General features: G+C 72.6%; 13 protein-coding genes and 1 pseudogene. 10 read left to right on the top strand and 4 right to left on the bottom strand.

All coding sequences use genetic code 11. From position 1 onward, the window contains the following. Window positions 1–313 precede the first annotated feature (313 nt). The 7 genes from ACFV8H_RS06580 to ACFV8H_RS06550 all read left to right on the top strand — a co-directional run bounded on the left by ACFV8H_RS06580 (window position 314) and on the right by ACFV8H_RS06550 (window position 9696). Window positions 314–1594, top strand: coding sequence for an extracellular solute-binding protein (locus tag ACFV8H_RS06580; RefSeq protein WP_380397017.1), 1281 nt, complete (start codon window positions 314–316; stop codon window positions 1592–1594). 118 nt (window positions 1595–1712) lie between these two features. Further along, window positions 1713–2585, top strand: a complete 873-nt coding sequence (locus ACFV8H_RS06575; RefSeq protein WP_380397015.1) for a carbohydrate ABC transporter permease — start codon at window positions 1713–1715, stop codon at window positions 2583–2585. Continuing rightward, window positions 2585–3415, top strand: coding sequence for a carbohydrate ABC transporter permease (locus ACFV8H_RS06570; protein WP_380397013.1), 831 nt, complete (start codon window positions 2585–2587; stop codon window positions 3413–3415). The genes ACFV8H_RS06575 and ACFV8H_RS06570 overlap by 1 nt, the downstream gene beginning before the upstream one ends. Window positions 3416–3488: 73 nt before the next feature. Then, entirely contained in the window at window positions 3489–6140 is a 2652-nt protein-coding gene (locus tag ACFV8H_RS06565) for a TIM-barrel domain-containing protein (protein WP_380397012.1), read from the top strand. A gap of 292 nt (window positions 6141–6432) precedes the next feature. After that, window positions 6433–7539, top strand: a complete 1107-nt coding sequence (locus ACFV8H_RS06560) for an acyl-CoA desaturase (protein ID WP_380397010.1) — start codon at window positions 6433–6435, stop codon at window positions 7537–7539. 83 nt (window positions 7540–7622) lie between these two features. Next, window positions 7623–8762: a glycosyltransferase family 4 protein gene (locus ACFV8H_RS06555; protein WP_380397226.1), complete on the top strand. Its 1140-nt coding sequence runs from the start codon at window positions 7623–7625 to the stop codon at window positions 8760–8762. A 58-nt stretch (window positions 8763–8820) separates the two neighbouring features. Continuing rightward, window positions 8821–9696 carry an alpha/beta fold hydrolase gene (locus tag ACFV8H_RS06550; protein ID WP_380397008.1) on the top strand — a complete coding sequence of 292 codons (876 nt, stop codon included), beginning with the start codon at window positions 8821–8823 and terminating at the stop codon, window positions 9694–9696. A gap of 19 nt (window positions 9697–9715) precedes the next feature. Here ACFV8H_RS06550 and ACFV8H_RS06545 read toward each other — a convergent pair whose 3' ends face one another. Together ACFV8H_RS06545 and ACFV8H_RS06540 are read right to left on the bottom strand one after the other, a co-directional pair. After that, window positions 9716–10315 (bottom strand): TetR/AcrR family transcriptional regulator, encoded by a 600-nt coding sequence (locus ACFV8H_RS06545; RefSeq protein WP_380397006.1) that lies wholly within the window; start codon window positions 10313–10315, stop codon window positions 9716–9718. Further along, the gene (locus ACFV8H_RS06540) at window positions 10312–10674 is read right to left on the bottom strand and encodes a DUF1304 domain-containing protein (RefSeq protein ID WP_380397004.1); all 363 of its coding nucleotides are present in this window, start codon (window positions 10672–10674) and stop codon (window positions 10312–10314) included. The genes ACFV8H_RS06545 and ACFV8H_RS06540 overlap by 4 nt, the downstream gene beginning before the upstream one ends. Before the next feature lie 152 nt (window positions 10675–10826). Between ACFV8H_RS06540 and ACFV8H_RS06535 the strand changes: the two genes are divergently transcribed. The 3 genes and pseudogenes from ACFV8H_RS06535 (at window position 10827) to ACFV8H_RS06525 (ending at window position 12210) form a co-directional block, all read left to right on the top strand. Beyond that, window positions 10827–11411 carry a DinB family protein gene (locus tag ACFV8H_RS06535; RefSeq protein WP_380397002.1) on the top strand — a complete coding sequence of 195 codons (585 nt, stop codon included), beginning with the start codon at window positions 10827–10829 and terminating at the stop codon, window positions 11409–11411. Between the two features lie 121 nt (window positions 11412–11532). Continuing rightward, window positions 11533–11898: pseudogene (locus ACFV8H_RS06530) on the top strand (YybH family protein); the annotation flags it as partial. 21 nt (window positions 11899–11919) lie between these two features. Beyond that, complete coding sequence (locus ACFV8H_RS06525; protein WP_380397224.1) at window positions 11920–12210, top strand: muconolactone Delta-isomerase family protein; 291 nt, start codon at window positions 11920–11922, stop codon at window positions 12208–12210. Window positions 12211–12238: 28 nt separating this feature from the next. Here ACFV8H_RS06525 and ACFV8H_RS06520 read toward each other — a convergent pair whose 3' ends face one another. Together ACFV8H_RS06520 and ACFV8H_RS06515 are read right to left on the bottom strand one after the other, a co-directional pair. Continuing rightward, on the bottom strand, window positions 12239–12847 hold the full coding sequence (locus ACFV8H_RS06520; RefSeq protein WP_380397000.1) for a DJ-1/PfpI family protein: 609 nt from the start codon (window positions 12845–12847) through the stop codon (window positions 12239–12241). 60 nt (window positions 12848–12907) lie between these two features. After that, entirely contained in the window at window positions 12908–13492 is a 585-nt protein-coding gene (locus ACFV8H_RS06515; protein ID WP_380396999.1) for a TetR/AcrR family transcriptional regulator, read from the bottom strand. Between the last annotated feature and the right edge of the window lie 34 nt (window positions 13493–13526).

The raw sequence follows: 13526 nt of genomic DNA, 5'->3' as shown, positions 1-13526 counted from the left end.
TGGCGTGTCCGGCCGCCGCGGGCACTCCATGATGTGGCCCAACTCACCAAGAGTTGAAGACATTTGAGCGACATATGAGCTGCGGTGACCACTCGCCCGATCAGCGGGGCCGGGACCACCCCATGGTTTGAGCGTTTCTGCGCAGAGCGGGGCGCGGTGGGCCGAGACTCAGGGGTTGCGTTGCTCAAAACTGCAGTCACGATTGACATGAACCGCCCGGAGCAGCAAGCTGCTCTTTCGAAACTGCTCAAAACCAGTGTTCTTCAAGCATCTTGGATCATCCGATCAAGCACGCACGAAGGCGGTATCTGCGGTGGACAAACGTGTGCTGGCCCTCGTCTCGGCGTGTGCCCTGGGGGCGCTCGCCCTCACCTCCTGCGGCAGTGGCGGCGGGAGCGGCAGTGGTGGGGCGGACGCCGACGGGAAGGTGACGCTCAAGCTGGTGGCCGCCGACTACGGCGACAAGGAGTCCAACAGCTCGAAGAACTACTGGAACGGGGTCGCCACCGCGTTCACCGCGGCCAACCCCGGCATCAAGGTGGACGTCCAGGTGGTGAACTGGAACGACATCGACAAGCAGGTCAAGACGATGATCCAGAGCGGCAACGTGCCGGACGTGCTGCAGACCGGCGGGTACGCCGACAAGGTCGCCGACGACCTGCTGTACAAGGCCGAGGACGTGCTGTCGCCGGACACCCGGGGCGACCTGATCGACAGCTTCGCCAGGGCCGGGCAGGTCAAGGGCGTGCAGTACGGCATCCCGTTCGTGTCCTCGGCGCGGGCGCTGTTCTACAACAAGGCGCTGTTCCAGCAGGCCGGTATCGGCCAACCGCCCACCAGCTGGGAGGAGTTGCGCAAGGACGCCGAGCTGGTGAAGGCCAAGGTGCCCGGGGTCACGCCGTACGCGCTGCCGCTGGGGCCGGAGGAGGCCCAGGGCGAGAGCATGATCTGGGAACTGGGCAACGACGGCGGGCCGACCGGGAAGGACGGCGCGTACACCCTGAACAGCCAGGCCGACATCGACACCTTCCGCTGGCTCAGGTCCAACCTGGTCGACCCGGGGCTGACCTACGCCAACCCGGCCACCACCGACCGCAAGACCGCGTTCGCGGACTTCGCGGCCGGGAAGGCGGCCATGCTCAACGGGCACCCGTCACTGATCCAGATGGCACAGGACGGCAAGGTCGACTACGGGGTCGCACCCATCCCCGGCAAGAACGGCCCGCTGGCCTCCACCCTCGGCGTGGCGGACTGGATGATGGCGTTCAAGAAGAACGGGCACCGCGACCAGATCCGGAAGTTCCTCGACTTCGCGTACACCAAGGGCAACCAGGTCTCCTTCGACGAGACGTACAACCTGATGCCGGTGACCAAGAGCGCGCTGCAGGAGCTGACCACCGGGGGCAAGCACCAGGACCTCGCGCCGTTCTTCGCCCTGCTGCCGAACGCCGTGTTCTATCCGCTCGGCGACACCACCTGGGACGCGGTCTCGGCCGAGATCAAGAAGTCGGTCGGCAGCGCCGTCGCGGGCGACCCGGCCAAGGTGCTCGGCGACCTCCAGAAGAAGGCCCAGGACGCCGTCGCGAACAAGTGACGTCAGGCGCCCGACAGTTGGCGGCCCACCCCGAGCGGGTGCCGGCCAACCCCGAACAAGTGACGGCCGGCACCCGGCGACGGCCGTGAAAGGCACCCCCGTGACTCCCAACCCCCCTGTGCGCAGAGGCCGTCGCTTCGGCCCGCTGCCGTGGATCGCCCCCGCCGTGCTGCTGATCCTCGCCGTGGTGCTGTGGCCGGTGTACGAGATGGTCCGCACCTCGTTCCTGCGGGTCAGCACCAGCGGCTTCGTCCGCGGCTCGGCCGGACTGGACAAGTACCGCAAGCTGTTCGGCGAGACGGACCTCGGCCACGTCCTGCTGGCCACGGTGGCCTGGACCCTCGCCGTGGTCGGCCTGACCATGCTGCTGTCGCTCGCCCTGGCCCAGCTGTTCGACCAGCGCTTCCCCGGCCGGCGCTACGCCCGCTGGGCGCTGATCGCGCCATGGGCGGCGTCCGTGCTGATGACCGCGATCGGCTTCCGCTGGATGCTGGACCGGACGGCGGGCGTGCTGAACACCGTCATGACCGACCTCGGGCTGGTCGACGGCCCGCGGGACTGGCTGGGCGACCCCTCGACGGCCTGGCCCTGGATGGTCTTCGTCGCCGTGTTCGTCTCCCTCCCGTTCACCACCTACACCCTGCTGGCCGGCCTGCAGACCGTCCCCGCCGAGGTGTACGAGGCGGCCCGGGTGGACGGCGCCTCGGCCTGGCAGGCGTACCGGCGGATCACCCTGCCGCTGCTGCGCCCGGCGTTCCTGGTCGGCCTGGTGATCAACCTGATCAACGTCTTCAACTCCTTCCCGGTGATCTGGGGCATGACCCAGGGCGGCCCGAGCAGCGACACGGCCACCAGCACGGTGTTCATGTACCAGTTGAAGTCCACCGACATCGGGGAGTCCGCGGCGATGTCGGTGGTCAACTTCGCCCTCGTGGTGCTGATGGTGCTGGCCTTCCTCAAGGTCAGCCGTTGGAACCAGGAGGAGAGCTGATGCGGCGTCAGAACCGTTGGAGGCCGCGCACCCTGGCCCTCGCGGGGGCGGCCTGGCTGCTGGCGGCGGTCTTCCTGTTCCCGTACCTGGAGATGGTCGTCACCGCGCTGCGCCCGGCCGACGAGCTGCGCGACGCGACGTACCTGCCACGGCACTTCGCCTGGTCCAACTTCGTCGGCGTGTGGCAGGAGTCCACGCTCGGCGACAACCTGCGGGTCACCCTGCTGGTGGCCGGCGGCTCCACCCTGCTGGCGCTGCTGGTCGCGCTGCCCGCCGCCTACTACACCGCCCGGGTGCGCTACCGGGGCCGCCGGCTGTTCCTGCTGCTGGTGCTGGTGACCCAGATGTTCCAGCCGACCTCCCTGCTGGTGGGCCTCTACCGGGAGTTCTACCAGCTGTCCATGCTCAACTCGGTCTGGACGCTGATCCTCTGCAACGCCGCCTTCAACCTGGCCTTCGCGGTCTGGATCCTCACCGCGTACATCTCCTCGATCCCGGTGGAGCTGGAGGAGGCCGCCATGCTCGACGGCCTGGGCCGGATCGGGGCGCTGCGCCGGGTGGTGCTGCCGCTGGCCCTGCCGGGCGTGGTCACGGCGGTGATCTTCACCTTCATCTCCGCCTGGAACGAGTTCGTCATGGGCCTGACGCTGTCCACCGATCCGGGCAGCCAGCCGCTGACCGTCGGGATCAACAGCTTCATCGGCAACTACACCGTCCAGTGGAACTACCTGTTCGCCGGCTCGGTCGTCGCGATCGTGCCGGTGGTGGTGCTGTTCGCGCTGATCGAGCGGCACGTGGTCTCCGGCCTGACCGCCGGATCCGTCAAGTAGCGCTTCCCGTCAGCAGATAGACCCCTCCCCCGAGCCCCGCCCTCCGAGCCCCCGAGTCGACAGGAGAACCCCCGTGCGCCTGCTCCGACCCCAGCTCCGCCGGGCCGCCCTCGCGGCAGCCCTGACCAGCCTCGCCGCCGTCACCGGCCCCGTCGTACCGGCCCACGCCGCCGGCCCGCCCGCCGCCGTCCTGGACGGCAGCCACCAGAGCGTCACCTGGCAGAGCCCCACCTACGCCAAGGGCACCCTCGGCGGCGCCACCTCCTGCCCCGCCGTCGCCCAGGACCCGGACGGCGCGGTCTGCGCCCGCTTCGACCTGACGGTGAACGTCCCGAACGGCTACTGGGACGACAACCCCGAGGGCGGCGTCCCGATCTCCGTCCAGTGGCAGAACCCCACCGACGACTTCGACCTGTACATCTACGACGCCAACGGCAAGGAGGTCGCCGAGAGCGCGGGCACCGCCGACCCGGAGGCGACGGTGATCCCCAAGGCCTCCGGCACCTACCACGTCCTGGTCGTCCCGTACGACGTGCACGGCGGCTCCTTCACCGGCCGCGCCTACCTGCCGCAAACCGCCGACGCCGGCGACCTCACCTCGTTCAGCGGCGGCAAGGGAAGCTACGACATCGCCGCCGGCACCCTCAAGGCCAAGGTCGACTTCCTCGCCGACGACCAACTGCGGCTGCGCGCCGCGCCGGACGGCACCATCACCGACCCGGCGGGCAGCACCATCATCCGCAAGCAGCCCGAACTCCAGCCCCGCACCTCCTCGTTCGACGCCGGCGACTACTACGGCATCCGCTCCGGCCACGTCGTGCTGCGGGTCTACAAGCACCCGCTGCGGTTCGGCCTCTACCAGGCCGACAACCGCACCGCGATCTGGCAGGAGAACGCCCCGATGCGCTGGTCCACCAGCGGCCTGCGGCAGAGCCTGACCCGCGGCGCCGACGAGCAGTTCTTCGGCGGCGGCGAGCAGAACGGCAGCTTCTCGCACCGCGACCGGACCGTCCACGTCGCCAACAGCACCAACTGGAACGAGGGCGGCTACAACAACTCCCAGCCGTTCTACGTCTCCAGCGGCGGCTACGGCGTCTTCCGCAACACCTTCGCCCCCGGAATCTACGACTTCGGCTCGCCGGTGCGCACCGGGCAGCAGGAACGGCGCCTGGACGCCTACTACTTCACCGGTGACGTCAAGTCCGTCATCGGCCAGTACACCTCACTGGTCGGCAAGCCCTTCATGCCGCCGGTCTACGGCCTGGAACCCGGCGACTCCGACTGCTACCTGCACAACGCCAACCGCGGCGAGCGCCACACCACCGACGCCCTCAAGGTCGCCGACGGCTACGTGCAGAACCAGATGCCGCTCGGCTGGATGCTGGTCAACGACGGCTACGGCTGCGGCTACGAGAACCTCCCGCAGACCGGCGACGGCCTGCGCAAGGACCACGCCCAGCTCGGCCTGTGGACCCAGAACGGCCTGCCCAACCAGGCCGAGGAGGTCAAGGCCGGGGTCCGGGTCCGCAAGCTCGACGTCGCCTGGGTCGGCAACGGCTACGACTTCGCACTGAACGCCTGCGACCAGGCCAAGGCCGGCATCGAGGACAACAGCGACGCCCGCGGCTTCGTCTGGCTGCCGGTCTCCTGGGCCGGCGCCCAGCGCTGCGGCGTGCTGTGGAGCGGCGACCAGAGCCTGTCCTGGGACTACATCCGCTGGCAGATCCCCACCTACGCGGGCGCCACCATGTCCGGCATCGCCTACGACACCGGGGACGTCGGCTCGATCTTCCGCCGCGACCCCAAGATGTACACCCGCGACCTCCAGTGGAAGGCCTTCCTGCCGACCATCATGACCATGGACGGCTGGGCCAAGGACATGACCGGCAAGGAGCAGCGCGACCAGCAGCCCTGGCTGGACGGCGAGCCCTACACCTCGATCAACCGCAAGTACCTCCAGCTCAAGGAACGCCTGCTGCCGTACATGTACACCCTGTCCGCCGAGGCCACCCGCACCGGCATCGGCGCCGTCCGCCCGCTCGCCCTGGAGTACCCGCACGACAAGGCCGCGCTCGGCCCGAACGCCACGTACGAGTTCCTCGCCGGGCCGGACTTCCTGGTCGCCCCGGTCTACTCCGACACCTCGGTGCGCAACGGCATCTACCTGCCCGAGGGCACCTGGACCGACTACTGGACCGGGCGCACCTACCAGGGCCCCACCACCATCGACGACTACTCCGCCCCGCTGGACACCCTGCCGGTGTTCGTCAAGGGCGGCGCCATCGTCCCGATGTGGCCGCAGGGCACGCTGTCCTGGCAGAACCGCGACAAGGGCGAACTCGACTACGACCTCTACCCGCAGGGCGACTCCTCGTACACCCTGTACGAGGACGACGGCGTCACCCGCCAGTACAACGCGGGCTCCTCCGCCACCCAGCAGGTCGAGGTCCACTCCCACGGGCCCGTCACCACCGTCGAGGTCGGCGCCAGCGAGGGCAGCTACACCGGCAAGCCGGACGCCCGCTCGTACCGCTTCACCGTGCACGGCCGGTCCGCCCCGCGCCTGGTCGTCACCCAGGGCGGCCGGCTCCCCGAACTCCACTCGGCCGCCGCCCTCGACACCGCCGCCTCCGGCTGGTTCTTCGACACGGCGACGGGCGTGACCCACGTCAAGACCCCGTCCGTCCCCACCGACGACGAGTTCTCCCTGCACCTGATCCACTGATCCACTGAGCGGCTGAGCGGCCGAGCCGCGGACCGGATGCCCGACTGATCGACCGATCCCCTCACCGGAGGACGCACAAGGACTCGAAGCCCGGACAGCAGCCCGAACAACCCCCGCCGCCTCCCGCCCGTTCGAGCCCATTCCGACCGCGACACGGGTCCGCCGGGGACACCGGCCGGTCGGGTGCGGAAGGGTGAGGCCGCCGCCCGTCCCGGGGCCACCGCACGTGGCCCCGGGACGGGTGGCTTTGCGGCCACGACCGGCCGGAGCGACCCGAGACCGGGATGGTGGCATGACCCTTCAGGACACCCCGACCGCCGGAACCACCCGGCACGGGGACTTCGCCGAGCTGCGCCGACGCGTCGGCGAGGCCGGGCTGCTCCGCAAGCGCCCGCTGTACTACGGCTGCCGGGCCGCCGCCCTGCTGGGCGCCCTCGTCCTGCTGCTGGCCGGTTTCGCCGTCGTCGGCGCGAGCTGGTGGCAGCTCGCCCTGGCGCCCGTACTCGCCCTCGTGCTGGGCCAGTTGGCACTGCTCGGCCACGACGTCGCGCACCACGCGGTGTTCTCCGGGCGCCGGAGCACCGACCTCGCGGGCATCCTGCTCGGCAACCTGGTGGTCGGGATGAGCTACGGCTGGTGGGTCAGCGACCACAACCGCCACCACGCCCACCCGAACCGGGAAGGGCGCGATCCGGCCGCCAACGCCATGCTCTTCGTCCGCACCGCCGAACAGGCCGTCCGCACCAGGGGGTTGAGGAGGACGGTCGCCAAGTACCAGGCGGAGCTGTTCTTCCCGCTGCTCTCGCTCCAGGCCCTCGGCCTGGTCGTCGCCACCGCCGTGACCCTGACCCGGGGCCGGCTGCGCCACCCGGTGCTGGAACGAACCCTCGCCGCCCTGCACTACGCCCTCGCGGCGGGCCTGCTGCTGGCCGTCCTCACCCCGCTCCAGGCGCTCGCCTTCGCCGTGCTGTGCGGCGCCGTGCTCGGCGTCTACCTGGGCTGCATCTTCGCGCCCAACCACAAGGGCATGCCGATGACCGGACCGGACGAGCAGCCCGCCGACTACCTCCGGCGCCAGGTGCTGCCCTCCCGCAACCTGCGCGCCGGGCGCGTCACCCACTTCCTCTTCGGCGGCCTCGGCTACCAGATCGAGCACCACCTCTTCCCGGCCATGCCCGTCCCGGCGCTGCGCCCGGCCTCGCGGATCGTGCGCGCCTACTGCGCGGAGGTCGGCCTGCCGTACGCCGAGGCGGGGCTGGTCGACTCGTTCCGGGAGATCCTGCGGGACCTCCGGGCGGTGGGCCGCTGCGTCGACGCGCCGCCGAGCGCAGCCGTACCCGGGGCCAGGGCCAGGGCCGAGGACGGTCGTGCCCGCGTCGAGAGCGGGGCCGCCCGGTGAGCCGTCTCCTGTCCGGGCCGGCCGTGCCGCTCGCCCCCGCCGGCCCCTCCGCACTCGCCGCATCCGGACCGGACGGCGGCCCGCTGCGCGTCCTGATCGTCACCGAGTCCTTCCCACCGCAGCTCAACGGCGTCGCCCACAGCGTGCTGCGGACCGCCGAGCACCTGAGCGCCCGTGGCCACCGCGTCCTGGTGGTCACCCCGGCGACCCGCTCCCGGCGCGGCCCCGAGCGGGTGGACGGCTACCAGGTGCTCCGGGTCCCGTCCGTCCCGCTGCCCGGCTACCCGGAGGTACGGATCGCCCTGCCCGGCGGGCAGTTGGCGGCCGCGATCGAGCGGCACCACCCCCAGGTCGTCCACCTGGCCGGGCCGTTCGCCCTCGGCGCGGCCGGCGCCACGGCAGCCCGGCGGGCCGGCGTCCCGGCCGTGGCGGTGTTCCAGACGGACATGGCGGCCTACGCCCGGACCTACCTCCCGTTCGCGGGCGAGGCCGGCGCCCGGACGGCCTGGCGGATCCTGCGGCGGGTCCACGGCGCGGCCGCCCGGACGCTGGCGCCCTCCCGGGCGTCACTGGACGCGCTGGCCGCCCACGGCGTCCCCCGGCTCCACCTGTGGCCGCGCGGGGTCGACCGGGAGCGCTTCCACCCGCGCCACCGCGACGAGGCGCTGCGCCGCCGGCTCGCCCCGCGCGGCGAGGTGCTGGTCGGCTACGTCGGACGGCTGGCGGCCGAGAAGCAGGTCGACCGGCTGGTGCAGGCCTCCCGGCTGCCGGGCGTGCGGCTGGTGGTGGTCGGCGACGGCCCATGCCGCGCCCCGCTGGAGGCCGCGCTCCCGGACGCGGAGTTCCTGGGCCGCCGCACCGGGCACGAACTCGCCCGGCTGTACGCCTCGTTCGACGTCTTCGCGCACACCGGACCGTACGAGACCTTCGGCCAGACCGTCCAGGAGGCGATGGCCAGCGGCCTGCCGGTGGTCGCCCCGGCGGCCGGCGGGCCGCTGGACCTGGTCCGCCCCGGGCGCACCGGCTTCCTGGTGCCGCCCGGCGCGGGCGAGGAGTTCCGTACGGCCGTCGACCGGCTCGCCCGGGACCCCGGCCTGCGGGCCGAACTCGGCCGGGCGGGCCGCGCCGCCGTGGCCGAGCGCGACTGGGCGTCGATCGGCGACCGGCTGATCGGGCACTACCGCCTCGTCATCGCGGAGAGCACCGGAGCGTTGCGGCGGTGATCCGCGCGACACCGCCGCCACTCCACCGCCGCTCCCCTCCCGAAGGAACCAGCCCCCCGTGCACCAGCCGCTCGCCGCCGCCTACACCCCCGGCACCGCACCCGCCGCCGACACCGCCGTCTTCCTGCACGGCCTGGGCGGCTGGACCGACAACTGGGCCGCCCTGATCGGCCAGTTGCGCGGCGCGGTGCACTGCCTGGCCCTGGACCTCCCCGGCTACGGCCGGTCGGCGCCCCCGCCCGGCGGCCTCGTCACGGTCGAGGGCCAGTCCGCGGCCGTCGCCGCCCACCTGGACCGCGCCGGGCACCGCCGGATCCACCTGGTCGGCAACTCCCTCGGCGGCCTGACGGCCATGCACATCGCCGCCCATCGGCCAGAGTTGGTCGCCTCGCTGACCCTGCTCGCCCCCGTGCTGCCCGCCCGCCCGTCGCCCCAGGCCCTGCGCGCGGCGCTGCTCGCCCTCCCCGGCGCCCCGCGCCTGTACGCCCGGCTGCTCGCCGAGCGGAGCCCGGACCGCCAACTGGACGACCTCTACCGGCTGATCTACGCGGACCCCGCCCGGGTCCGTCCCGAGGTGCGCGCGGCGGAGGCCCGCGAACGGCTGCGCCGCAGCGAACTCCCCTACGCGGGAAGGATGCTGCCCGCGGGCATGCGCGCCGTGGTCCGCACCTCCCTGCACCGGGGCGCCGCCTCCCCCTGGCGCCAGGCGGGCCGGATCACCGCCCCCACCCTGCTGGTCTACGGGCGGGAGGACCGCCTCGTCCCGTTCCGGCTCGCCCCGCGCGCCTACGCCGCCTTCCGCGACGCCCGCCTGCTCACCCTCCCCGACACCGGCCACGTCGCCATGCAGGAACGCCCCGCCCCGGTCGCCGCCGCCCTCCGCGCCCTGATCGCCGAGACCGGCCGGGCACCCGTGCCCGTCCCGTCGGCCTGACGCCCCGCCGTCGCGCCGGTCACAGCCCCGGCGTGCGGTGCAGGGAGATCAGCAGGCGCCAGACCCGCTCGGCGACCCGCTCCGGCTCCGCCACGATCCGGCCGTGCAGCCAGTCCGCGAGCACCCCGGTGAACGTGCCGGCGACCGCGGCCGCCACCAGGTCCGGTTCCGGCGCTCCGGCCAACGCCCGCTCGGTGCGGCTGCGTTCGCGCAGCTCGCGGTTGAGCACCAGGCCGAGCGGCCCGCCGCCACCCGGCGCCAGCAGGGCGCGGTGAAGCCCGGCGTGCGGCACCAGCTCGGCGAAGAACCCGGTGAGGGCGGGCGGCGGGACGTTCGGATCGGGCACGCCGCGCCAGGCGTGCAGCGCGTCCACCGCCACCCGGACCAGATCGGCGCAGGCGTCCACCGCCAGCGCCTCCAGGTCGGCGTAGTGCACGTAGAAGGTGGCCCGGCCCACCCCGGCCCGGCGCACCAGGGCGGCGACGCTGACCTCCGCGAGCGGCCGCTCGGCGCACTCCGCCAGCAGCGCCCGCCGCAGGGCGGCCCGGGTCCGCTCGGCCCTGGGGTCCAGGGCGCCCCTCGACTCCAGGGCATCCCTCGGGTCCGGGGCGGCGCTCATCCGGCCACCAGGACGGCGCCGAGGGCGACCGCTCCGGGCAGAGCCTGGGCGAGCAGGATCCGCCGGTTCGCGGTGGCACCGCCGTACAACCCGGCCACCACCACGCAGGACAGGAAGAACACCTGCACCTGGTGGCCCGTGGTACCGCCGGCGATCAGCCCCCAGACCAGCCCGGCGGCCAGGAAGCCGTTGTAGAGGCCCTGGTTGGCGGCCAGCGGCGCCGTCGCCCGGGCGAGCTCCGGGTCGAACCCGGACAGCTCGCGGCCGGGCCGCCGCTCCCACAGGAACATCTCCAGCACCAGGATGTACCCGTGCAGCACGGCCACCAGGCCGACCAGCAGTTCCGCCGTCGTACGCATCGTCAGCTCCCGAGGTTCATGGACAGGTGTCCATCTTAGCTGGACACCTGTCCATGAAGTCCACCGGCACCCGCCCTCCACCGCCGAAGCGGGTCGTTGGACCACCTACGGGATCTTGAGACCACGAGCAGCCCATGGCAGGCTCATGGCGCATGATCGATGATTTCGCGAAGGACAACCTGCACGCGAGACTGCGGCGGGACCGCGAAGCGCTGCTCTGGAAGCTCGACGGCTTGTCCGAGTACGACGCCCGCCGACCTCTGACGGCGACCGGGACCAACCTCCTCGGCCTGGTCAAACACGTGGCCACCGTCGAGGCCAGGTACTTCGGCGAGGTCTTCGACCGCCCGTCCCCGGAACCGCTGCCCCGGTGGCAGGACTCCGACGGCGGCGATCTGTGGACGACCGAGGACGAGACCCGCGATCAGGTCATCGGGTTCTACCGGCGCACCTGGGAACACTCGGACGCGACGATCAACGGGCTTCCGCTCGACGCCCCCGGCCACGTGCCGTGGTGGCCGGAGCCTCATGCCGACACGAACCTGTTCGCCGTCATGGTCCATGTCCTCGGCGAGTCCAACCGGCATGCCGGGCACGCCGACATCCTGCGCGAGGGCCTCGACGGCCGGACCGGGATGCGCCCCGAACACGAGCAGCAGGCCGACGAGCAAGCCCGTGCGGCCTACGTCGCGAAGGTCGAGCAGGCCGCCAGGTCGGCCGCACCGGTCAAGGCCTAGAGGGGGTCGACGGGCCGCCGACGAGCGGACGCCGCCCGGTCCGGGGGATCCTGCACCTGGGCGGCGGCACGAGCGCCGGCCACCGCACCGGCACCGCCGCTCCCGAGAGGAGACCCGGACCATGGACGAGGACCCGGCCGACGAGACCGTCCTGCGCGAGGTGCTCGACCGCTGGAAGGACGCGGTCGACCGGCACGAGCCCGAACGCGTCGCCGCCCTCTTCACCGAGGACGCGGTCTTCCAGGGCCTGCACCCCTACAGCGTCGGGCGGCCCGGGGTGGCCGCCTACTACGCCGCCCAACCCGCCGGTATGACCGCCGAGTACACGATCCTGACGACCGACCGCCCGGCCCGGGACCTCGTCCGCGGATACCTCTCCGTGGACTTCTCGTTCACCGACCGCCCGACGCTGAGCGTCTTCCTCGGCGTCCTGCTGCAACGGACCGCCGACGGCTGGGCGATCGCCCACTACCAGGTCTCCCTCCTGCCCCGGGAGGCCGCCGCGCCCCTGCGCGAGTTCCTGGTCGAGATCACCACCACCGTGCCCGAGGGCACGCCCGCGGCGGAGGTCGACCGCCGGCGCGCCGCCGAGGCCGTCCGCGCCCGCGAGCTGGCCGCCGCCGGGCGCCTGGCGCGGCTGTGGCGCCCGGTCGGCGAGCTGCGCAGCATCGGCGTCTGGCGGGCCGCCGACGAGGACGAGCTGCGTGAGGAGGTGCTGGGCAGCCTCCCGCTGCGGCCGTGGATGACCCTCACGGTGACCGCCCTGGAGTCCCACCCCAACGACCCGGCCCGGCCGTGAGAACCGGGGCGGCGGGCCGTACGGCGGGTCAGCGGAGTGCGGTCCGCCCCGCCCCGATGGCCCGCAGGGCGCGCTCGACCGTCTCCGGCTTCTCGCCGACCGGGGCCACGTAGTCGAGGACGCCGCGGGCGGCGTCCTCCCCGAGCAGCCGGGTGATCACCCAGGTCGCGAGGTACTGGGAGGCCAGGCAGCCGCCCGCCGTGGCGATGTTCCCCTCGGCGTGGAACGGCGCGTCCAGCACGGTGACGCCGGCGGCCTCGACGAAGGGCCGGCTGGTGGTGTCGGTGCAGGCCGGCATGGTGCCGAGCAGCCCGAGGCGGGCCAGTACCAGGGCGCCCGAGCACTGCGAGCCGACCAGCTGGCGCGTGGGGTCCAGCGGCAGCATCCGGAGCAGTCGGTCGTCGGCCACCACGTCGCGGGTCCTGACCCCGCTGCCGATGAGCACGGCGTCGGCCTCGGCCACGAACCCCAGCGGGCGCTGGCCGGTCACCTCCACGCCGTTCATCGAGGTGACGGTCGGCGTCGGCGTGGTGACGAAGGCCTCCAGGCCGTCCTTGCGGCAACGGTTGATCAGCGCGGACGCGATGAAGCTGTCGAGCTCGTTGAACCCGTCGAAGGTGACCACGGCTACCTGCATCGGCTCTCCTCGAATCTCCTCGAAGTGCGGTACGAGCTCCCCAGTCTTCCCCGTACGGCCTCAGGCAGGCGCGCCGGCCGCGAGGACCTGCCGCAGGTCCTGCACGGACGCGCGGATGAGCCCCGGCAGATCCGAGCCGCCCGAGGCGTCCGACTCGCCGATCCAGCGCGCGACGGCGACCTTGAACACGGCGATGCCCGTCTCGGCCGCCAGTCCGGCGATCGGCTCGGGGACGCCGCGGCCGCGCAGCGCGTCCGCGGTCGCCGACGCCATCGCGGCGAGCTTGATCAGCTCGCGCTCCCGTAGCTCCGGGTTGGCCGACACGACGGCATCGCGCTGCCGGACCCGTTCGGGGTTCTCCTGCAGCACGGCGCCCGCGGCTTCGAGGGCCGCGCCCACCGCCTCCATCGGGGTCGCGTCGGCGGGTGCCTCCGCGACCGCCCGCACCAGCAGCTCCCGCATCAACTCGGTGCCGTGGAACAGGACTTCGCGCTTGTCGGCGAAGTGCCGGTAGAAGGTCCGCTCGGTCAGCCCGGCCCGCGCGGCGATCTCCGCGGCCGTGGTCCGCTCGAATCCCTGCTCGGCGAAGAGCGCCAGCGCCGCTTCCGCCAGCCGTCCGCGCCCGTTCGGCTCCCATCTGCCCATGCGGTGATCGTACGCGATGACAGCCACTGACATC

The organism is Kitasatospora sp. NPDC059827 (assembly GCF_042731675.1).
GTDB lineage: Bacteria > Actinomycetota > Actinomycetes > Streptomycetales > Streptomycetaceae > Kitasatospora.
This window is presented reverse-complemented; position numbering and strand designations above follow the sequence as displayed.

Excerpts from the sequence above, each read along its gene's own strand:
- ACFV8H_RS06570 (WP_380397013.1), top strand. The coding sequence starts at position 2,585 with ATGCGGCGTCAGAACCGTTGGAGGCCGCGCACCCTGGCCCTCGCGGGG.
- ACFV8H_RS06560 (WP_380397010.1), top strand. The coding sequence starts at position 6,433 with ATGACCCTTCAGGACACCCCGACCGCCGGAACCACCCGGCACGGGGAC.
- ACFV8H_RS06545 (WP_380397006.1), bottom strand. The coding sequence starts at position 10,315 with ATGAGCGCCGCCCCGGACCCGAGGGATGCCCTGGAGTCGAGGGGCGCC.
- ACFV8H_RS06540 (WP_380397004.1), bottom strand. The coding sequence starts at position 10,674 with ATGCGTACGACGGCGGAACTGCTGGTCGGCCTGGTGGCCGTGCTGCAC.
- ACFV8H_RS06535 (WP_380397002.1), top strand. The coding sequence starts at position 10,827 with ATGATCGATGATTTCGCGAAGGACAACCTGCACGCGAGACTGCGGCGG.
- ACFV8H_RS06520 (WP_380397000.1), bottom strand. The coding sequence starts at position 12,847 with ATGCAGGTAGCCGTGGTCACCTTCGACGGGTTCAACGAGCTCGACAGC.
- ACFV8H_RS06515 (WP_380396999.1), bottom strand. The coding sequence starts at position 13,492 with ATGGGCAGATGGGAGCCGAACGGGCGCGGACGGCTGGCGGAAGCGGCG.